The organism is Trinickia sp. (assembly GCF_051953405.1).
In the GTDB taxonomy this organism is placed as follows: Bacteria; Pseudomonadota; Gammaproteobacteria; order Burkholderiales; family Burkholderiaceae; genus Trinickia.
In genome coordinates this window covers 83,740-103,679 of sequence record NZ_JBQCIV010000006.1, presented here as the reverse complement: position 1 = coordinate 103,679, position 19,940 = coordinate 83,740, and the positions used below count along the sequence as shown (strand labels likewise).

Annotated in this window: 17 protein-coding genes and 1 pseudogene; 9 read left to right on the top strand and 9 right to left on the bottom strand. The window is 62.6% G+C overall.

The genetic code is table 11. From position 1 onward, the window contains the following. Positions 1–218: 218 nt before the first annotated feature. Complete coding sequence (locus ACTHN9_RS00870; protein WP_440534859.1) at positions 219–1,559, bottom strand: hypothetical protein; 1,341 nt, start codon at positions 1,557–1,559, stop codon at positions 219–221. Between the two features lie 489 nt (positions 1,560–2,048). Between ACTHN9_RS00870 and ACTHN9_RS00865 the strand changes: the two genes are divergently transcribed. Continuing rightward, positions 2,049–2,699, top strand: coding sequence for a glutathione S-transferase family protein (locus tag ACTHN9_RS00865; RefSeq protein ID WP_440534858.1), 651 nt, complete (start codon positions 2,049–2,051; stop codon positions 2,697–2,699). A 103-nt stretch (positions 2,700–2,802) separates the two neighbouring features. Here the strand turns inward: ACTHN9_RS00865 and ACTHN9_RS00860 are convergent, their stop codons facing one another. The 8 genes and pseudogenes from ACTHN9_RS00860 to ACTHN9_RS00825 form a co-directional block, all read right to left on the bottom strand. Continuing rightward, the gene (locus ACTHN9_RS00860) at positions 2,803–3,789 is read right to left on the bottom strand and encodes a serine hydrolase domain-containing protein (RefSeq protein WP_440534857.1); all 987 of its coding nucleotides are present in this window, start codon (positions 3,787–3,789) and stop codon (positions 2,803–2,805) included. Between the two features lie 72 nt (positions 3,790–3,861). After that, on the bottom strand, positions 3,862–4,887 hold the full coding sequence (locus tag ACTHN9_RS00855; protein ID WP_440534856.1) for a hypothetical protein: 1,026 nt from the start codon (positions 4,885–4,887) through the stop codon (positions 3,862–3,864). A 57-nt stretch (positions 4,888–4,944) separates the two neighbouring features. After that, on the bottom strand, positions 4,945–6,423 hold the full coding sequence (gene zwf / locus ACTHN9_RS00850; RefSeq protein WP_440534855.1) for a glucose-6-phosphate dehydrogenase: 1,479 nt from the start codon (positions 6,421–6,423) through the stop codon (positions 4,945–4,947). After that, positions 6,420–8,048 (bottom strand): glucose-6-phosphate isomerase, encoded by a 1,629-nt coding sequence (gene pgi, locus ACTHN9_RS00845; RefSeq protein ID WP_440534854.1) that lies wholly within the window; start codon positions 8,046–8,048, stop codon positions 6,420–6,422. Before pgi ends, zwf begins: the two co-directional genes overlap by 4 nt. A gap of 31 nt (positions 8,049–8,079) precedes the next feature. Next, the gene (locus ACTHN9_RS00840) at positions 8,080–9,024 is read right to left on the bottom strand and encodes an ABC transporter substrate-binding protein (RefSeq protein ID WP_440534853.1); all 945 of its coding nucleotides are present in this window, start codon (positions 9,022–9,024) and stop codon (positions 8,080–8,082) included. A gap of 158 nt (positions 9,025–9,182) precedes the next feature. After that, positions 9,183–10,142 (bottom strand): annotated as a pseudogene (locus ACTHN9_RS00835) (ABC transporter permease subunit); the annotation flags it as partial. 140 nt (positions 10,143–10,282) lie between these two features. Then, entirely contained in the window at positions 10,283–11,836 is a 1,554-nt protein-coding gene (locus ACTHN9_RS00830) for a sugar ABC transporter ATP-binding protein (protein ID WP_440534852.1), read from the bottom strand. Further along, positions 11,823–13,073, bottom strand: coding sequence for an ROK family transcriptional regulator (locus tag ACTHN9_RS00825; protein WP_440534851.1), 1,251 nt, complete (start codon positions 13,071–13,073; stop codon positions 11,823–11,825). The genes ACTHN9_RS00830 and ACTHN9_RS00825 overlap by 14 nt, the downstream gene beginning before the upstream one ends. Before the next feature lie 186 nt (positions 13,074–13,259). On the opposite strand from ACTHN9_RS00825, the gene ACTHN9_RS00820 reads away from it, so the two are divergent. The 8 genes from ACTHN9_RS00820 (at position 13,260) to pabB (ending at position 19,911) form a co-directional block, all read left to right on the top strand. After that, positions 13,260–13,475 carry a hypothetical protein gene (locus ACTHN9_RS00820; protein WP_440534911.1) on the top strand — a complete coding sequence of 72 codons (216 nt, stop codon included), beginning with the start codon at positions 13,260–13,262 and terminating at the stop codon, positions 13,473–13,475. Further along, positions 13,441–14,145, top strand: coding sequence for a response regulator (locus tag ACTHN9_RS00815; RefSeq protein WP_440534850.1), 705 nt, complete (start codon positions 13,441–13,443; stop codon positions 14,143–14,145). Before ACTHN9_RS00820 ends, ACTHN9_RS00815 begins: the two co-directional genes overlap by 35 nt. Positions 14,146–14,257: 112 nt before the next feature. Continuing rightward, positions 14,258–14,674, top strand: a complete 417-nt coding sequence (locus tag ACTHN9_RS00810) for a universal stress protein (protein WP_440534849.1) — start codon at positions 14,258–14,260, stop codon at positions 14,672–14,674. Between the two features lie 14 nt (positions 14,675–14,688). Beyond that, entirely contained in the window at positions 14,689–15,057 is a 369-nt protein-coding gene (locus ACTHN9_RS00805) for a hypothetical protein (protein ID WP_440534848.1), read from the top strand. A 638-nt stretch (positions 15,058–15,695) separates the two neighbouring features. Beyond that, positions 15,696–16,232, top strand: a complete 537-nt coding sequence (locus tag ACTHN9_RS00800; RefSeq protein WP_440534847.1) for a VOC family protein — start codon at positions 15,696–15,698, stop codon at positions 16,230–16,232. Between the two features lie 250 nt (positions 16,233–16,482). Beyond that, a complete protein-coding gene (locus ACTHN9_RS00795; protein WP_440534846.1) occupies positions 16,483–17,637 on the top strand; it encodes a PLP-dependent aminotransferase family protein in 1,155 nt (384 codons plus the stop codon). 110 nt (positions 17,638–17,747) lie between these two features. Beyond that, positions 17,748–18,344, top strand: coding sequence for an anthranilate synthase component II (locus ACTHN9_RS00790; RefSeq protein ID WP_440534845.1), 597 nt, complete (start codon positions 17,748–17,750; stop codon positions 18,342–18,344). Between the two features lie 52 nt (positions 18,345–18,396). After that, a complete protein-coding gene (gene pabB / locus ACTHN9_RS00785) occupies positions 18,397–19,911 on the top strand; it encodes an aminodeoxychorismate synthase component I (protein WP_440534844.1) in 1,515 nt (504 codons plus the stop codon). Positions 19,912–19,940: the final 29 nt, after the last annotated feature.

The window sequence follows — 19,940 nt, the reverse complement described above, 5'->3', positions numbered from 1 at the left end:
TGACGCTCGCGGATGGGGGATTATCGATTGGCGTCCACGGCCCTAGCATGGGTCCTCCTGACGGTGTTGCCGGGTGTCGGCCACCTTTCGCCGCTCGAGGCGCCGACCGAGAGGGCGTCGCTGATCGACGGGTTGGTCGACGAACACTGCATACGCGCTATCTCGCCCCGTTGAGGGGCGTGCGGCAGGATTGAGCCGCACGCCCGTCGAAAACGCGATCAGTTGACTTTGGCCCACTCCGCGCGAATTAGTGCGCGGAACTCGATGTATTCCCAATCCGAGTCGGGCGTGAAATGCTTGATCTGATTGCCGTCGATGTAGTCGAAGTACTCCCAATGAATCGTGTCGTTGTCGGGGTATCGGTAGCACTGAATCGTTGCCGTCATGTGCCCCGGAGGATTGCGGTTCACTAATTTATGGACTTGGTAGTACTCGGGCGTCAGGTAGGTTACTTCGCCTTGGTGGAAGACCGCCTCCGTGAAAAAGGCAGTGACGCTCGGGCTGAGTTCGGGATACAACTCGACCCAGATGTCGCCGTGCAACACCTTAATGACGGCGCACGCCTCGCCGTGATCGTGAATCGGCGAATAGTGATTGCCTGGCCAGATTTCTAGAACGTAGGGGGAGCCCGGCGAGTCGCCCTTATTAGGGCCGATCGTGATCCGCAGATAGGTTTCGTTCGGGTCGTTGCTCCCGAATTCGGTGGCCTTTCGCTGCAGCTTTTCATAGCAGATGCAGCCCGGCGTAATGATGCTGTAGTTGATTGCCTCGGCGAAATCGGGGAAATCCGGTGTGTTGAGTTCGACGGCGGGGCCCGCGACGTTACCGTACAGCACTTGGCATGCGTCCGGCAGACTCGCTACAACCGTCGCTTCGTTGCGCGCGATCATATCGAGCGAAATTCGCTCGCTCGGCACTAGGACGGGCGGCGGGGCGAGTACCACCGGCAGCGGCCACAACAGGTGCGCGGCCGCGACCGGCAATGGGGTGCCAGCTTGGGTCGCCAGCCCGATGTAGCGTAACTGCTTGTAGTCTCCCGCCGCTTCGATCGCGGCTTGCTTGCGTGCCTCTCTGCGCGCTTTGGCGGTTGCCGCTGCCGGCAGCATCGGGGCGGGCGCGGGCGCGATCGGGAGGGGTGCCTCGAATACGACGAGCTGCGGCAGCATTTCGCCTTTGCCGAATCGAACTCGCGCGTTGAGGTAGTCCAGGCTCACCCAGTACGAAATGGCGATGCCGGGATCGAGCAACGCCTTCTTCGCTGCGGTTTCGGCGATGATGCCTTCGGAGCCCGTGCCATTGTCGCGGCGCAATGACGTTTTTTGCAGACCGACCTCCAGCACCAGCAACGTGCTGTTCACGTTCTTTTCCGAGCTCAGCACGATACGGAAAGGCCGATCGGTATTAAAGGTAAACGAAATCGTGCCTTGGCCATGCACGGGAAATTCATAGTTGGTAAAGGCGACGGGCCAGGCGGCGTCGAATGCGGCGCCAACCGGTTCCGAGGTGCGAGTGGGAAACAACTGTCGCAACGGAGCGCGAGTTTGCGGGACCAGCTTCATGGATTTGTCCTCCAAGTCTCATGAGGGTTCGGTGATTCGTGTCAGCCATGGTGCCGGTCTTGTGCATGCTTATGTTCGGCTCGGTCGGAAACGAAACGACGATGGCTTAAACCAGTATCGCAGTTGGATTGGTCAGCCGGTCCTGTCAGAAATGACGGTATGGGTTCCCCGGTTTGTCGATGACTATCCGTTGGTCTGGCGCGATATTGCCGTCGCGCGCGGTCAGACGTCCCCCGCGCACATCGTCCTTGCCCCTTTTTCGTGCCGCCAAAGCCGTGCTTGGGGTTAGAGGCGCCTAAGCTCATGCATCGCGCCATGCAACGTCATCGAGACGCGCCGGCGTGAGATGGGGAATATCGCTTTCCACAATACCGTGCCATTGCCAGAGGGCATCACGTGCATCGCGCTTTTATAGGTGTTTTATAGATTGGACCGGATATCGGTTATGATGCCTTTCGTTCTGGCGCGATTTTATACGGAAATCAAACCATGTCCTACATTCTTTATTACGCGCCGGGTGCGGCAAGTATGGCAGTGCATTGGATGTTGCTTGAGTTGGGCGTGCCCTTCGAAACCAGACTCGTCGAAATCGATTCCGGCGCTCAACACTGCGAGGAATATTTGCGTCTGAATCCAACGGGCCGCGTGCCGACGTTGGTTGTCGATGGCATACCCCGGCGGGAATCGGCCGCGTTATTGATGCTGCTCGCTGAACGGCATCTCGAGGCGGGGCTGGCGCCGGCTCAGAGTGCGCCCGCACGCGGCGAGTGGTACGAAATGATGGTTTATCTGGCCAATTCCGTGTTGCCGGCAATGCGCAACTGGTTCTATGCGGAAGAGGATGGCGATCCGAAGTACGCGGATGCGGTGAAAGCGTTTTCACGCGAGCAAATTGAAGGATCGATGGAATACCTTGATGGTTTGCTCAGCGACGGTCGCTCCCATCTGATGGGCAATCAATTGAGTACGGCGGATCTGCTCGCCGTGATTCTTATGCGTTGGACTAGAAATATGCCGCGCCCAGCAACGTCCTGGCCCAATCTTGCTCGGTATATCCATAGACTTCGTGCGATGCCGACGTTTTTGGAACTCAATGCACGCGAGGGATTGACGGAGTGGATGAATCCTCGAACGAGATGACGGCAACGCGCTGTCCATTGGCGATGCGTCTGTTTGTGACCGCCGAAATAGAAGTGGCGTTCGGTCCCGCCATGCGTTCAGAATTAGGGGGCATCGGCAACCGTTACCCCTCCGCCACCGCCAGCACCTGCTCCCGAAGGATCGTTTCTCCGATCGTCGATGCAAGATCGGGATTCGCATAGAGCCCGGCGAAGATGACGACGACGAGCTGCATCTCGGGCACAACATAGAGCCGCTGCCCGCCATAGCCAAGCGCTCCGATCCAATCGACCTGTTTGCCGTCCACGAGCAACCGTCCGAGCCACCAGTGGAATGCGTACGACACGGGACCGTTTGCTCGAACATGGTCCGCCGTGCTCTCGCGTACCCAAGCGCAAGACACAATCCGCCGGCCTGCCCACGCGCCGCCGTCGAGCATCAACTGACCGAACTTCGCGACGTCCGGCGCACGCATGCGTAGGCCCGACGTCGCATTAGGCGTCCCGTCCGGGTGGCGGAGCCACTCGACATCGGCAATGCCCAGCGGTTCGAACAATACCTCGGAAGCGATAACGTCGAGCGGTCGGCCGGCGCTGCGTTCGACGAATTCGGCGAGCAAGGTCGTGAGTCCGCCGTTGTAGCAAAAGAGGCCGCCCGGCGTATGCACGGCCGGTTGGTCGAGCACGAAGCGGCTCCTGTCGGTCGCATCGTTCATCCGCCGCTCGTTATTACGAGGATCGGAGTAGGGCAAAGCCTCGTTCCAGGCAAGTCCCGCGGACATCGTCAATAGATGCCTCAGCGTGAGTGCGCTCGCCGCTGTGGCTTGCAGGTCGCCGTATTCGGGAAAGACCGATAGGACAGGCACATCGACATGCCGAATCCAACCCCTGTCGATCGCGATACCGACGATAAGCGAGACGACGCTCTTCGTGATCGAGCGCAAGTCATGCTTCGTCGACGCATCGTACGAGACGAGACCCAGCGGCTCGCCGTAACGCTCATCTTCACCGCGAAAATAGCGTTCATCGGCGACGCGCCCGTGGCGGTGGACGACGATCGCGTGCACATTCGCTTCGGTGTGGGCTTCGTACCGCGCTGCACTACCTTCCATGCGCTTCTCCGACGGGCCAAGATGCCGCGCGCTACTGCGCCTCGAAACCTCGCCGCGAATATACCGTGACGCTCAGCAAACCTCGAACCGATACGCCAACGTGACCGGCGCGGCGGGGTCGAGCGCCACAGCCGTCGCCACGCCCTGTGCATTGATCGGATTCGCGGCAAGCGAGGCCTGACAGCCCAATTCGAACGCCCCGGCGATCGGCTCGACGCCCACGCACAAATTGCGTCCATTCCACGGCGCGTAACGTCGCCCGCGGTTGCTGATCCATAGCAGCAGCGACGGCAGCACCGTTGCATCCCATTTGAGCCGATAGGCGACGCCGGCCGCATCGTCGGTCATCGTGACGCGCCCATCCACGCCGCAAAGCTGAAGGATCTCCTCGGTATCTTCCGCAAGCGGAAGACGATCGAACGCCGCATGCCCGCCCGCGCCGAGCGGTACATGGTCCAGCCTTGAAAATTGTGCCCCTGCGCGCGCCCGCGATACGCCGGGCTCCGGGCCACCCGGGTGAACCATGCCGAAGGCGAACGCGCCAGGATCGATGCGCAGCGCACCTGCGAGCGAAGGCAATGCAAGGTTCGGATGCAGCCCAAGCGGGCGCGAGGTCTGACGCCGCGCCTCGATATGCAGCGCAAAATCGATGGCGGGCGCGGCGAGATCGGCACGGATCACGCGCGTCACCCGAGCAATCGCAGACGACGCGGGGTAATCGATCGCAATGCGGATTTCGTCGGCGCGCTGCGCGACGAGTTTCCATTCGCCGATCGCGCCGTAGCCGTGCAGCAGATCGTCGCTGCCCTCCGTTTCGGGATCGAAGTGGGCGGCTGAATCGGATAAGGCAGCCCGCCACGGTTCGCCGACCTGCTCCGGCCGATAGGGCACGCCGAACGGCACGCAGGGAAACTCGCTGCGCATGTGCGCAACCAACCCCTGCGCGCCGGCGGCATCGGCCGCCTCCAGCCAAGGCACTTCATAGAATGGCCGAACCCGACGGCCAGCATGTTTAAACTCGACGTTGCCGAGCATGCCGCCCTTCGCATAGACGGCGAGCGAGCCGTGGGGCCATTCGAGATGCCAACGTTCGTTCATGGTTATCGGTGAGGTTCGATGAGACAGGCAGCGCGACGACGTTCGCGTTCGCCTCGTTCAATTTTCTTCTTCGATCCAGCAGGTTTCGTGGCGAGCCAGCAGCGCGCTCGCGGCGGCCGGCCCCCAGGTGCCCGCGGCATACGGCTTCGGGACTGCATCGGGCGAGCGCCAGGCATCGAGGATCGGCGCCACCCAGCGCCATGCGGCCTCCTGCTCGTCGCGACGCACGAAGAGCGCGAGACGCCCGGCGATGACGTCGAGCAGCAGGCGTTGATACGCTTCCATGCGGTCCTGCTGGAAGAACTGGTCGAATGCGAGATCGAGAAAAACGCCGCGCAGGTTCATCCCCATGCCGGGCTGCTTCGCAAGCGCATTCAAGCGGATCGATTCGTTCGGCTGCAAACGGATCGTCAGGCGATTCGAGCCCGAACGCAGCGGCTGCGCGCCGAGGGCGGAATGGGGCACCGGGCGGAAGTTGACGACGATCTCGGCCACCCGTCCGGCAAGCCGTTTGCCCGTGCGCAGAAAGAACGGCACGCCGGCCCACCGCCAGTTTTCCACTTCGACTTTCAACGCAACGAACGTTTCCGTCGTGCTGCCTGGCCGTACGCCGGGCTCGCCGAGGTAGCCGTTCACGGGTAATCCGTCGATCGCCCCGGCGTGATACTGGCCGCGCACGACGTTGCGCCGGATGTCTTCTGCGCCAAGCGGTTTGAGCGAGCGCAGCACGCGCAGCTTCTCGCCGCGGACGGCATCGGCATCCATCGATTGCGGCGGCTCCATCGCGATGATCGAAAGCAATTGCAGCAGATGGTTCTGAACCATATCGCGCAGTGTGCCGGTTTGATCGTAGAAGCTGCCGCGCGCCTCGACGCCGAGCTGTTCGGCCACGGTAATCTGGATGCTTTCCACCCATTCGCGACGCCACAGCGGCTCGAACAGCGAATTGCCGAAGCGCAGCGCGAACAGATTCTGCACGGCCTCTTTGCCGAGGTAGTGATCGATGCGATAAATCTGGTCTTCGGCGAAGATGCTGCCGACGGCATCGTTGATCGCATTCGACGAAGCCAAATCGTAGCCGAGCGGCTTTTCGAGCACGACGCGTGCGCCGTCGGTCAACCCGGCCGCGGCTAAACCTTCGCAAATCGGCACGAACAGCGAAGGCCCCGTTGCCAGGTAGAAGATCCGCGTACCTTGCAGCGAATCGCGCATCTCCCGCAAGGCGGCGAATGCGTCGGGTTGGCTCGCGTCGAGTTGCAGATAGTCGAGGCGCGCGCGAAACGCTTCCCACTGCGCGTCGCTCGAGCGCGCGGTAGCGATGTGCGGCCGCACGTGCTCGTCGGCCCAGCGCAGATACGCGTTGCGATCGAGCGGCGTGTGGGCCACGGCGAGAATGCGGCCGTCGGGGCCGAGCGAGCCATCGCAATGCGCCGCGTGCAGCGCGGGCAAAATCTTGCGCAGCGCGAGATCGCCCGTGCCGCCGAACAGCACGAACGAGAACGGACTGCTCGCGGCGGGTTTCGCTCGTTTGCTCATGATTGCCGAGGGCCCGGCGCGGCGGGTATGGCGCGGCGTGCTTTAAAGCGGTTGATCAAATTGTTCGTCGAGCTATCGTGCGTATCGATCGTGCCCGGCGCCGCGATCTCGCGCTCGATCTCGACCGCCAGCCGCTTGCCGAGCTCGACACCCCACTGGTCGAACGAGTTGATCTGCCAGAGCGCCCCTTGCACGAACACCTTGTGTTCGTAGAGCGCGATCAGCGCGCCGAGCGTCGCCGGTTCGAGCCGATCGACGCACAGCGTATTCGTCGGCCGATTACCCTCGAAGTGACGATGGGGGGCGGCGGGAGACGGCGAACCGTTCATCAACGCTTCGGTCTGCGCGAAGCAGTTCGCAAGCAAGATGGCGTGGTGCGTATCGAGCGAATGGTGCGGCTGCATGCAGGCAATGAAATCGGCCGGGATCAGCGCGCTGCCCTGGTGCAGCAATTGGAAGAACGCATGCTGGCCGTTCGTGCCGGGTTCGCCCCAAATCACGGGGCCCGTTGCATAGTCGACGCGTTCGCCGCTCAGCGTGACGGTTTTACCGTTGCTCTCCATGTCGAGCTGCTGTAAGTACGCCGGCAGCCGATGAAGATAGCGATCATAGGGCGCGACGAGGTGGCTCGCCGCGCCGAAAAAATTCGTGTACCACACGCCGATCAGTGCGAGCAGCGCGGGCAGGTTGCGTTCGAGCGGTGCGGTGGCGAAATGCCGATCCATCGCGTGCGCACCCGCGAGCAGCGAGGCAAACGCATCGGCGCCGATGTAGAGCGCGATCGGTAGACCGATGGCGGACCACAGCGAATATCGGCCGCCTACCCAGTCCCAAAACGCGAACATATTGTCGGTGTCGATGCCGAATGCGCGGACTGCTTCCGCGTTGGTCGAGACCGCGACGAAATGCCGAGCGACGGCGGATTCGGCGGCGCCGCTCGCGAGCAGCCAAGCGCGCGCGGTATGCGCGTTCTGCAGCGTTTCGCGCGTCGTGAAGGTTTTCGAGGCGACGATGAAGAGCGTTGTCGCCGGATCGACCGCGCGCAGCACTTCATCGATATCGGCGCCGTCGACGTTCGAGACGAAATGCATCCGCAAGCGCGCGTGACCGTACGGCCGCAACGCTTCGCAGACCATGCGCGGGCCGAGATCCGAACCCCCGATCCCGATGTTGACGATATCCGTGATGGCGCGGCCCGTATGGCCGTGCCAAGCTCCGTCGCGCACGGCATCGGCGAAGCGGTGCATGTGGGCGAGGACTGTGTGTACCTGCGGCACGACGTCGATCCCATCGACAAAGATCGACGTGTCGGCCGGTGCGCGCAACGCGATATGCAGCACCGGCCGGCCTTCCGTCGTGTTGATCCGCTCGCCCTTGAACATCGCGTCGCGCCGCGTCTCCACGCCGGCTTCGCGCGCGAGCCCCGTCAACAGCGAGATCGTTTCGTCGGTCAGCAGGTTCTTCGAGAAATCGGCGAAGAGCCCTGCCGCTTCGAGCGAGAAACGATCGGCTCGCGACGCGTCCGCGTCGAAGAGGGCGCGGATGGACGTGCCCGAAAGCGCGTCGCGATGGCGCGCGAGCGCCTGCCAAGCGGGAGACTGTGTGAGCTTCGACATCGTGTTCATTTGAGCGAGTGGAAGAACGAAAAAGATGCCCTTAGCGCGGCGACGACCAGCCCTTATAGCTGCCGACGTTTTGACGCGTCACGAGCGTGGAAGGCAACAGCGTGGTGGGGTTCGCGGGCGGGTGGCCGTTCATGATGCCGTAGCCCACTTCGACGGCCTTTTGCGCCATCGCCCACGGATCTTGACTGGCGGATGCCTGAACGAGCGTATCGGTCTTCAGCGCCGTCTCGATATCGGGCGCGCCGTCGACGGACGTGATGACGATGCCGCTGCGCTTGAGCTGTTTGGCCGCGAGATCGCTGCCGATGGCTTGCGGGTCGTTGATCGCGAACACGCCGTTGATGACCGGGAAGCGCGTCAGATAGCCCTGCATCGCGTTCATGCCGCCTTCGCGCGAGCCCTTGCCGTCCTGATCGAACGACAACAGCTTGATGCCGGGCGCCTTCGCGAGCACCGTCTTGCAGCCGTTCACGCGGTCGATCACGGCCGACACTTGCGGGCCGTTTTCGATGATCACGTTGCCCTTGCCGTTCAGCTTGTCCACGAGGTACTGACAGGAGATTTCGCCTGCCTGCACGTTGTTCGTCTGCACCGTTGCGTTCGCGCCGGCGGCGGCCACGTCCACCGCGACGACGGCAATGCCGGCAGCCTCGGCCTTCTTCACGGCGGGTTCGATCGCCTTCGGATCGGCCGCGTTGATCAGAATCATGTCGACGTGCGCCGAGATGAAGTTGTCGATCTGCGTGAACTGCTTGTTCAAGTCGTAATCGGCCGAGACCGAGGTGACCTTCGCGTTCGGGTTGATCTGCTTCGCTTTCGCTTCCGCACCCTTCACGATCGTGACGAAGTAGGGGTTGCCGAGCGAGCCGACCGTGATACCGATCGACTTCAGGGGCTTATCGGCCGCGTGCGCCGCGGACGAAGCGATGCCCACTGCGAGGGCGATGGCGGTCAGTGCGGCCTTGGACTTGAACATGTTTATGTCTCCGTGATGGTCCATGTTGTCGAATCGACGGCGGGCGGACCGGGCCCGCGACGGTTTGGTGTCGAAGCGAATCGGGGTGAAACGAATGAAGCCGGTGTGAACCTGCGCTCGCGAGCGACACCGCTAGCGTGTCGCCGCGCCGAGCGGTGTTACGTCCGCGCCGAGCCGCGCTGGCGGTAGCGATCGAGTGCGACCGCACCGATGATGACGAGGCCCTTGATGATGTACTGCCAGATGTCCGATACGCCGAGCAGCACGAGGCCGTTCGTGAGGACAGCGATAATCAATGCGCCGATCAACGTGCCGACGATGGAGCCAACGCCGCCGACGAAGCTCGTGCCGCCGAGAATGACCGCGGCGATCGCATCGAGTTCGTAGGACTGGCCCATTTGCAGCCCATTTGCCGCATACAGGCGCGCCGCGGACATGACTGCACCGAGGCCGGCGAGCAGGCCCGAGACCGCGTACACAAAGAGTTCGATTGCCCAGACTTTGACGCCGGCTAGGCGTGCGGCCTCGGGGTTGCCGCCCACCGAGTAGACGCGCAGGCCCAACACGGTGCGGCGCAAGACGAACCACGAGCAGGCCACAACCGCCAGCGCGATGATGACGAGCCAGGGAATACCGAGGATCGAGCCGTTGCCGATAAAGGCGAACGGCAGCTGCGGATTGAACACGGTCGTATCGTTGCCGAGCAGGCGCGCAACGCCGCGCACGGCCGTCAATGCGCCCAAGGTGACGATAAAGGGCGGCAGCCGCAGCAGCGCGATCAGCGTGCCGTTGATCGCGCCGAACGCAAGACCCACGGCGAGCGCGGCGGGCACGCCGAGCCAGCCCCAATGGGGAATATTCGAGGCGAGCATCGCGGCGACGGCCGCGGCTGCGAGGACCGAGCCGACGGACAGATCGATGCCGCCCGTCAGGATGACGAACGTCATGCCCGCCGCGAGCACGATGTTGATCGATGCTTGCTGCGTCACGATCGACAAGTTCTGCAGGCTGAAGAACGAATCGGTCATGAGGCCGAAGCCGATGCACAGCAGCACGAGTACGGGCAGCATGCCCGCGGTACGCAACAGCGACTGCAGGCGTTGGCGATGATCGGCCGCGGCGTGCGCTTCTCGCTTCGCGTCGGTAGGCTCGCCCGCGACGGCAGCGGTGCCTTGTGGTCGGGTCGGGTTCGACATGTCGTTCTCCTCAATGTTCGCCATGATCTGGCCTTGAAGGGTTAAGGCGGCTCGGGCGCGCCTTAGGCGGCCTCGCCGAGCGCGGGCTGCGAGCCCGTGGCCAATTCGATGATGGCTTCCTGACTGATGGCCTTGCCGGAATGGCCGCCAAGCTCCCCGGCGATTTCGCCCTCGCGCATGACGAGCACGCGATCGGCCACGCCGATGACCTCGGGCAATTCGCTCGAGATCACGATCACGCCGACGCCGGCCTTCGCGAGGTCGTTGATGATTCGATAGATCTCGGACTTCGCACCGATGTCGACGCCGCGCGTGGGCTCGTCGAGGATCAGCACACGCGGCGCGGTTTCGAGCAATCGCGAGAGCAGCACCTTCTGCTGATTGCCGCCCGAGAGTGCGCCCACGTTCACGTTCGCATGGGGCACGCGGATCGACAGCGAGCGAATCGCGTCGCGCGCGCGCTCGGCCCCTTTCGCTAGGTCGAGCACGCCGAGGCGCGCGTCGCGATTGCAGACCGACACGTTGATGTTGTCGCGCACGCTCATGTCGAGAAACAGGCCCTGACGCTTGCGATCCTCGGTGAGATAGACGAGCCCGGCGTCGATCGCTTCGCGCGGCGAGCGCATCGGCAGCACCCGCCCATCGATCCGAATCTCGCCGCGCGTGCGCGGCTCGGCGCCAAAAACCAGGCGGGCCAGTTCCGTACGCCCCGCGCCCACGAGCCCCGCGATGCCGAGCACTTCGCCCGCATGCAGATCGAAGCTGCAGCCGGCTACGCGCCCGCCATCGGCCACGTCGCGCACGCTGAGCACGACGTGGCCCGGATCGTAGGGGGCGTGCTGCTTCTTATAGAAGCCGGATAGATCGCGCCCGACCATCATCTTCACGAGGGAATCGGCGGAGAGCGCGTCGCGCGCGAGCGTGCCGACGTAGGCGCCGTCGCGCAGCACCGACACACGGTCGGACAACTCGTAGATCTCCGCCATCCGGTGGCTGATATAGATGATCGCGAGACCTTCCGCACGCAGTTGGCGAATCAACTGAAAGAGCCGATCCGTTTCGCGCGACGACAGCGGGGTGGTGGGCTCGTCCATCACGAGGATGCGCGCCCGAGTATGGACGGCGCGTGCGATCTCGACGAGCTGTTGTTCGGCGATCGACAGGGTGCCGACGATCGTTTCCGGACCGAAGCTCGCGCCTAGGCGCTTGAGCACTTCCTCGGAGTCGCGCGCCATGCCGGCCCGATCGACGAGGCCGAAGCGCTTGCCGCCGCGGCGCAGCTCGCGGCCTGCGTGGATGTTCTCGGCGACGCTCAGGTTCGGCGCGAGGCTCAGTTCCTGATAGATGACGGCGATGCCGAGTGCCTTGGCGGCGAGCGGGCCATCGATCGTGACCGCCTGGCCGTCGACGACGATTTGGCCGCCCGGATCGGCTTGGTAGGCGCCCGACAGAATCTTCATGAGCGTGGATTTGCCGGCGCCGTTCTCGCCCATCAGCGAGTGAATCTCGCCGGCGTGAACGTCGAGACGGACATTGTCCAGCGCGCGCACGCCGGGGAACGTCTTGCTGATGTCGCGCATCTGCAGCAACGGACGGCTCGTCTCAGTGTGGGACATGATTGACCTCCTGCGCTTGGGCGTCGGCGCCTTTGAGAATGCCGGCGCGCGGCGAGAAATTGAAGAACATCGGAAGCGAGGCGGCGCCGATCGCGCCGGCGTCGGGGCCGAACGAGCCACGCATGAGTTCGGGGGCGCCGCGCGCTTCGGGCGCGCCGAGCGCGAGCGCGGCACGCAGGCGCGCCATCACGGTATCGATGAGCCCGGCGTCGATATCGGCATCGATGACGACGACAGGCGCATCCGTCACACACAACATGGCGCGGACAGTGGGGACGAGCGCATCGATGCAATCGTCGATCCATGCGTCGACGGCGGGAATGGCGCGCGCGACGCACGCTTCCAAGTCCGCGCGCGTATCGGCTGTCTCGCCGCAGTAGCGCAGATGGCGTGCGAGCGCGTTCAGCGATGCGCGCGCGAGCAGGATGTCCCAGGCGCCGGACGGCTGCGGGGCCGACGGCAGACGGCTCGGGGGCACCGGCATGACGCCGATGTCGCCGGCGTTGTTGTTGGCGCCGCGCAGGCAATCGCCGTCGATCGCGATACCGCCGCCGATGGCCGGCCCGAGAAACAGGTAGATGAAATCGCTCGCCTGCCGCCCGCAGCCGTAGAACAGTTCGGCAATCGCCGCGGCGTTGCCGTCGTTTTCGCTGAAGACGGGCAGTGGCACGATCGAAGCGAGTTCGCTGGCGAAGTCGACGTCGTGCCACGCATCGAATGCGTTCGGCGACAGGCCCAGTTCGCGGAGCCAGCAGCCGAGATTGAACGGTTGGGCAACGCCGATCCCCGTGAGCCGTTCGCGTTCGGCCGATGACAGGCGATCGAGCAGGGCGCGGATGTCCTCGCCGACGAGGGCGAGCACCTTCGCGGGGGCCGGCAGCGTCATATCGTGGCTGCGACGCGCCAGGACTTCACCGGCGAAATTGACGAGAACCGTTTCGATCCCGCCGCGATCGAGGCGTACGCCGATCCCGAATGCACCTTGCGGGGCCAATTGCAGCAGCGAGGCGGGCTGTCCGCGCAGCCCTTGGACGCGGCGTCCGGTCGATTCGATGAGGCCCGCTTGTTCGAGCGACGCGATGATGCTGCCGACCGACGTGCTCGTCAGATTCGCCGAGCGCGCGAGGTCCGCCTTCGATGCGGGTTGCATGCGCCGCAGCGCCTGCAGCAGCAGCCGCTCGTTGTAACGGCGCAGGTTGGCCGAATTGCTGCCACGGCCCACGTGGGGATGCCTCACCTGTCTCCTCCGGCCGACGAATGACCTTCGTCGTGAATAAATAAATCAAGTGGATTTATTTAATCCCTAACGTCGCCGAGATGGAATGAGGGTTTGTACTAGGGGTAATCGTATTTTTCGCGCAACACTCTGAGCCGCGCCGCGAGCGTGGGCACGTTGCCAACCGACCACGCGCTCTTCATCGGCATGCGGATCGGCACGATCGTGCTGGTCGTCACGCTGACCTACCTCCGTGTCTTGGCGCACGGCCCGATCGTCGAACGCCTCGCAGCGTCTCCGGAGCGACGCATGGATTTTTACGAATCTTTTATATCGTCACCGTCACTCTTTTCGCGGTGTTTACCGCGGGCCGTCTACGCTTCTACCTATGTCCGATTCGCCCATTACCATCGTTCTGATTGAAGATGACAACCCTATCCGCCGGTTCGTCCAAGTATCGCTGCAAGATACCGATATGCGCGTCCTCGATGCCGCCTGTGGGAGGCGAGGTTTGGCCTTGGCAGCGAGCGTAAGGCCGCACCTCGTCATCTTGGATCTCGGGCTGCCAGACATGGATGGCGCGGAAGTGATCCGGCAGCTACGCGATTGGTCGTCGATTCCGGTCATCGTGCTTTCTGCGCGCACGCGCGAGGACGAGAAGGTAGCCGCTTTGGATGCCGGCGCTGACGATTATTTGACGAAGCCCCTCAGCGTTGCTGAACTCCTGGCCCGCATTCGTGCACACTTGCGCAGACAAAGTCGCAACACGGCAGGTAACGCCGAGACATCGAAGATCTGCTTCGGCAATGTGACCGTCGACCTCGAGCTTCGCCGCGTCGAGCGTGAGGGGCACTCGGTGCATCTGACTCCCATCGAATATCGCTTACTCGTGTCGCTGATCCGTCATGCTGGCCGTGTGCTAACTCACCGGCAATTGCTGCAGGAGGTCTGGGGGCCGGCGCGCACGGAGAGGTCGCATTACCTGCGCATCTACATGGGCCACCTACGCCGTAAGCTCGAGCGCGATGCGGCGCAGCCCGAGCATATTGTGACCGAGACAGGCGTCGGCTATCGACTCGTTGGCGTCAAGTAGATTGCGAAGAATCCTTGATAACTTTTTTATAGCGCGCGGCAATAGTTTTCGGCATCTTGATGCGCGCTTTGCTGAAATGGAGATGTAAGCAACGACGCTTTGAGGTGGGCAATTGTTAAAGCTGATGATTCCGATTTTGTGCCGCGAGGGTGCTCCGGAGGCTGCACGGCACGCCGCGTTCCTTTTCTCGGAGCAATGCGTGTCTGAGGTCGAACTGATTGAGGTGCTGGAGCAGGTAGATCAAGGTCGCGCCGCCGCGTTCCATTCGCGCGCCGAGCTGCGCCGTCGTGAAAAGCGATCGATGCTCGAGGGACTGATGCGCACGCGAGCCATTCTCGACGACGCCAGCGTGCCCTATACGTTCAAGCGCGTGTTCGGGCCGCGAGAGCGCTCGATTGCCGAGCATGCCAAAAGCGATCATGCGGACATCGTGGTGCTCGACGGCGCAAGCCTTGGTTTGTTTCGTCGGTGGGACACGTTCGTCAAGCTATGGCGGCTCTGCTCCAAGCCCGTGACAATGATTCATTGAGCCGGACGAATCAGATGCTCGCCAGATCGTTCAATGGCGGTGGCGCTTCGCTCGAGATCGAGGCCGATCGTGCGGTGTCTCCTACCCTCGTCGAGAGGAATGTCCGGGGTGCTTCGAGGGAAGATGCGGCGGCCCATGGGGTCTTGATGTCGATCTGTGTCGAAACCGTCCAACTTGCTTGCGTTCGATGTCTTTTGCATCGGCTGTTGGGCCCGGACATCGACATCTACACTGTGGCGATCGACAACAGAAAAAGCCGGGCGTGTCTTCAGATCGAGATTGCCGCGTCACATGTCGCGCAAGCGATGTCGCTGATCATGCAGGGCTTGCCCAAGGCCGAGTTCGGCGCGATTCGCCGTTCACCACGGGCGCCGATGCACTGAACGGTAAAGGCGAGATCACACCTTCCTTGATCCGGTATTGGACGCAGCGTGGCTCCGCGTCGTTGAAAGGACGGTCTCGGGCCTGCGCCCGCAATGAATTCGTTGTTCGCTAGCATCCACATCCCGCCCGCCGTGACAGCCAGCGCGTATTGCACGGCACCTATAAAACGATTTCAAATGTTGGATAGCGACGGAATCGGCCCATTACGCTGGGCAGTCCGGCGCGCATGCGAAGTCGAATGGATCCGGCAATCCAATGCAAGCGCCCCTCGTCGGAATTCGAGTGTGATCTGCCTGTGAGTCAAGTAATATTTTCGACCTGTAATGAAATGCGTAAAAAGTACCTCTCGCATTGATAAATGTAAAAGTCCGTATAAACTCCGCACTCGGAATATTTTCGTTGTACCATGCGTCGGGCATTGATAATGCGTGTCGCATTGGCATCGAGTGCGAGAAATGAAAGCCGCTTGGAAAAAGCGAATTTCACACATTTGTCTTATTGCCGCGCTGTTCGCTTACAAAGCGTCGACAGTCGAAATATTCCTCTTGTTCGAATGTTTCGATCCGCGCGGCCGTTCCGCCGTCGTTCCCTATGCGGCGCGCGGACCGTTAATCATCTCGATCGAGGAGAGCAACGGATGGCTGAAGACGGGCAAGTGGTGGCTTTTGAACTAAACGATAAAAAACCGGAATCGTTGGCGCTCGACTACCGAGCCATCGATCATATCGCGCTGGCGGTGGCCGATCTGGAAGGCGCGGTCGATCTATTCACGCATGTCCTAGGGTTCAAACTCGTCAGGCGCCGCAATATAAAAGGCGCGCGCACCGGGATGGTGGCGGCCGAGCTGGAGAGCGGCGGCACGAAGTTCGTGCTGTGCCAAGGCACCGAGCCCGAATCTCAGGTTTCCCGGCTCGTTTCCGCCCATGGGCCCGGCGTCGCCCATATCGCACTCGAAGTCGACGATGTCGCCCGCACGGTCGAAACGCTCACCGCGCGAGGCATGCGCTTCGACACCTCCGTCATTCACGGTCCGGGCCTCACGCAAGCTTTCACGTCGAGAGATCCGAATACCGGCATGAGCTTCGAGCTGATTAAGCGTCAAGGCGAGGAAGGTTTCGTCGATAGCAACATCCAATCCTTGTTCGATCAACTCGAGCAATCCAACGCCTATTAGTCCCGTTGCGGGCGGTGTCGCGCACACGATCGTGCTGCGCATATTGACGAATCGCCGGATCTGGGCGATGGGTATTTATTCGTCTTCGATATATCGTTAAAAACGAAATAGGGAGAGGCATGAGATGTCGACCGACGCATTGGCTCGATCGTCGCGGCTTTCCGTGATGAATTTTTTAAACGAGGCGGCAAATCGCTTTCCGAACGCCATTTCGTTCGCTTCCGGGCGCCCCGCCGAATCGTTCTTTTCAATGGAACACTGGCTGAATTCCGTTCCGGTGTTTCTGGATCATATGGCGAAGGTCGACGGATGCGCGACTTCGCACGCGGCGAAGCGGCTCGCGCAATATGGACCGACGGCGGGAATCGTCGCCGGATTGATTGCGGCGCAATTGCGCGCCGACGAGCGTATCGAATGCGATCCGGAGCAGGTTGTCGTCACAGCGGGGTGCCAAGAAGCGCTTTCGCTCGTCATCCCGGCACTCTGCCCGGCGCCGGGCGATGTCATGCTCGCGCGTAACCCGACTTATATCGGCGTGACCGGCGTCGCCGATTTTGCCGGGATCGAGATTGTGCCCGTGGAGCCCGCCGGCGATGAAGATTGGGCCTGCACGCTCGCGCGCGTGACCGCAAAGCTGCGCCGCGCGGGCAAAGCCCCTCGCGGCCTGTATCTGACGCCCGAATTCGACAACCCGACCGGTACCGTGCTGACCGAGGCGCAGCGGCGCTCGATTATCGCCGGCTGCGGCGAACATCGAATCGTGCTCCTCGAGGACAACCCGTACGGGATGTTCCGGTTCGAAGGCGTCGCCCCGCCGCCGATGGCGGTGCTCGACGATGCGGGCTGCGTCGTCTACCTCGCCACTTACTCGAAAACGCTCTGTCCAGCCGTGCGGGTGGGCGCGGCGGTCGTGCCGAAGCGGCTGTTCGGCAGTGCGGACGCCGCCGAGCGGTTTCGCGTCGAATTGTGCGAGCGCAAGAGTTTCGTGACGGTGAACACGAGCCAAGTCACCCAGGCCCTGGTGGGAGGCGTCTTGCTGCGCGAAGGCGGATCGCTGCGGGCGATCGTCGAGGGGCCGCGCATGCATTACCGCCGCAATCGCGACGCCCTGTTGCGAGCGCTCGATCGAGCGTTCGGCACCCAGGGCGACACAGTCCAATGGAATCGCCCGAACGGCGGCTTCTTTCTCGGCTTGTCGCTGCCGTTCGATTTCGCGCAGGCGCAAACGGCCCAATGCGCGCGCGAGCATGGCGTCATCGTCATGCCCATGACGTTCTTTTCGCTCGACGGCACGCACCGCCGCGAAATACGCCTCGCGTTCAGCAACACCGACGAGCGCGAGATCGAAGCGGGGGTGGAGCGGTTCGCGCGCTATGTCGAGACACAAGCGAGCCTGACGCACTGACATGCCGCTGCGTGGGCCTTGCCGGACGCACTTCACTTCGCTCGGACCGATCGTTGGACGATTGTCGGATCGATTCGCCATCGACCTTTGTTCGCCTCATACGCGCCATCATGTGCAAAACCCTCATCATCGACAACTTCGACTCGTTCACTTACAACATCTTTCAGCAGATGGGCGAGGCGTGCGGCGTCGAGCCTACCGTCGTGCTGAACACCACGCCGCTCGAGCAGGTCGACTTCGACTTTTACGACTGCATCATCGTCTCGCCGGGGCCGGGCACGCCGGCCATCGACACCGATGTGGGCATCAGCGCCCGCGTGATACGCGAGGCGCGGCTTCCCGTGCTCGGTGTGTGTCTCGGTCACCAAATCATTGCCCATGAACATGGCATGGAAGTGGGGCTGGCGCCCGAACCGATGCACGGCCGCGTGAGCGTCATCCGGCATGACGGGCGTGGCATTTTTCAGGGCTTACCGCCCGCGCTTTCGGTGGTGCGTTATCACTCTCTCGTCGTCAAGGAAGTGACGGGGCCGTTCGAGCTGGCGGCCTGGGGCGACGACGGCGTGATTCATAGCATACGTCACCGCACGCGGCCGTTGCACGGCGTCCAGTTCCACCCCGAATCGATCTGCACTGAAGCGGGTATCGCGCTGTTTCGCAATTTCCGCGACATCGCCCTCGCACACAAGAATCGCCGCGCCGCTTGAATGCGAACGCGAGTCGGCCGGGTGTGACACTGCTTCTTCCGGGAAATCCACGATGAACCCTTTCGAACTCGAAGTCATGAAGCTGCAAGGGCGTGCCGGCGATGCGGCGGCGCTGTTCGAGCGCATCTTCGCACCTGCGGGCACGTGCGCCGCCTTCTTGCTGGAGAGCAGCCTCGTCGTCCCGGGCTTCTCTCGTTTCACCTTCATGGGCGACGCGCATGGCCGGCACGGCGAGCGCATCGCCTACGACGTGCGCACCCGCGTGGCGACGGTATCTGCCCATGACGGCACGCATACCGCCTGCACCGAAAGCATTTTCGATTTTCTAGCGGCCAGGCTCGCGCGTCGTACCGTGCGCTATGAAGCGCAGCTACCGTTCGGCTTCGATCTCGGTTATGCGGGCGTGTTCGGGTACGAGGTCAAGGCCGAGACGATCGGCACGCACTCGCATCGTTCGACGGTGGCCGATGCGGCGTTCATTTTCGCCACGCGCATGCTTGTCATCGATCACGTTGCCGATGAAATCTACTTGCTTCATCTCGTCGACGACGACGCTTCCCGACAGCAGGCGCAAGCCTGGTTCCAGTCGGCCCAAGCGTCGATCGCCGCGCAAGCGCAGGCGAGCGAAGACGGCCGCGCATCGGCAGGAAGCGCAAACGAAGATGCAAACGCAAACGCCCAGGTTCGACGCCCTTTGATGCTGGCCGAGGTGCAAGCGTGGATCGCAACGCACGCCGAAATCCGTCATCCGCGCGACCGCTACATCAAGAAGATCGGCGAAGCGTTACGCGAAATCGTGCATGGCGAAAGTTACGAAATTTGCCTGACGAACGCGATCCGCTTTCCGTTTCCCGAGCCGCCGTTCGCACTGTACCGCGCCATGCGCGCGCTTTCGCCGGCGCCACACGCGGCTTATTTCAACGTCGGCGAGTTTGCGCTCGTGAGCGCCTCGCCCGAGCGCTTTCTCTGCGTCGATCGCGCGCGTATCGCCGAGGCCAAGCCGATCAAGGGGACACGCCCGCGCGGACGGACACCCGATGAAGATGCGGCTCTCGCTCAGGAACTGAGCGCGAGCGAAAAGGATCGCGCCGAGAATCTGATGATCGTCGATCTCTTGCGTAACGACTTGGGGCAAGTGTGCGAACTGGGTTCGGTGCACGTTCCGAAGCTCTTCGATGTCGAAACCTACTCGCATGTTCATCAACTCGTATCGACCGTGCGCGGGAGATTGAAGGCCGACGTCTCGGCCATCGACTGTATTCGCGCGACATTTCCCGGCGGTTCGATGACGGGGGCGCCGAAGAAACGCACGATGGAGATCATCGATCGGCTCGAACAGGGCCCGCGCGGCATCTATTCGGGGGCGCTCGGCTGGTTCGGTCTGTCCGGCGCGTGCGATTTCAGCATCGTGATCCGGTCGGTGACGATCAGCGACGGCACGGCGCAATTGGGTGTCGGCGGCGCAATCACCGCATTGTCCGATCCCGATGAGGAATTTAACGAGACCATCGTGAAAGCGCGCGGCGTGGTCGAAGCGGTCGAACATTTACGCGCCGGCCGGCGTTGATTGCGGCCCGAGCCTCTTTCCTTCATTCC

Bases quoted from the DNA above. Each gene is read 5' to 3' on its own strand.
- ACTHN9_RS00840 (WP_440534853.1), bottom strand. From the start codon at position 9,024: ATGTTCAAGTCCAAGGCCGCACTGACCGCCATCGCCCTCGCAGTGGGC.
- ACTHN9_RS00860 (WP_440534857.1), bottom strand. From the start codon at position 3,789: ATGGAAGGTAGTGCAGCGCGGTACGAAGCCCACACCGAAGCGAATGTG.
- ACTHN9_RS00805 (WP_440534848.1), top strand. From the start codon at position 14,689: ATGCTCGCCAGATCGTTCAATGGCGGTGGCGCTTCGCTCGAGATCGAG.
- ACTHN9_RS00820 (WP_440534911.1), top strand. From the start codon at position 13,260: ATGCGGATCGGCACGATCGTGCTGGTCGTCACGCTGACCTACCTCCGT.
- ACTHN9_RS00830 (WP_440534852.1), bottom strand. From the start codon at position 11,836: ATGTCCCACACTGAGACGAGCCGTCCGTTGCTGCAGATGCGCGACATC.
- pabB (WP_440534844.1), top strand. From the start codon at position 18,397: ATGAACCCTTTCGAACTCGAAGTCATGAAGCTGCAAGGGCGTGCCGGC.
- ACTHN9_RS00865 (WP_440534858.1), top strand. From the start codon at position 2,049: ATGTCCTACATTCTTTATTACGCGCCGGGTGCGGCAAGTATGGCAGTG.
- ACTHN9_RS00815 (WP_440534850.1), top strand. From the start codon at position 13,441: ATGTCCGATTCGCCCATTACCATCGTTCTGATTGAAGATGACAACCCT.
- ACTHN9_RS00870 (WP_440534859.1), bottom strand. From the start codon at position 1,559: ATGAAGCTGGTCCCGCAAACTCGCGCTCCGTTGCGACAGTTGTTTCCC.
- ACTHN9_RS00855 (WP_440534856.1), bottom strand. From the start codon at position 4,887: ATGAACGAACGTTGGCATCTCGAATGGCCCCACGGCTCGCTCGCCGTC.
- pgi (WP_440534854.1), bottom strand. From the start codon at position 8,048: ATGAACACGATGTCGAAGCTCACACAGTCTCCCGCTTGGCAGGCGCTC.
- zwf (WP_440534855.1), bottom strand. From the start codon at position 6,423: ATGAGCAAACGAGCGAAACCCGCCGCGAGCAGTCCGTTCTCGTTCGTG.
- ACTHN9_RS00790 (WP_440534845.1), top strand. From the start codon at position 17,748: ATGTGCAAAACCCTCATCATCGACAACTTCGACTCGTTCACTTACAAC.
- ACTHN9_RS00795 (WP_440534846.1), top strand. From the start codon at position 16,483: ATGGAACACTGGCTGAATTCCGTTCCGGTGTTTCTGGATCATATGGCG.
- ACTHN9_RS00800 (WP_440534847.1), top strand. From the start codon at position 15,696: ATGGCTGAAGACGGGCAAGTGGTGGCTTTTGAACTAAACGATAAAAAA.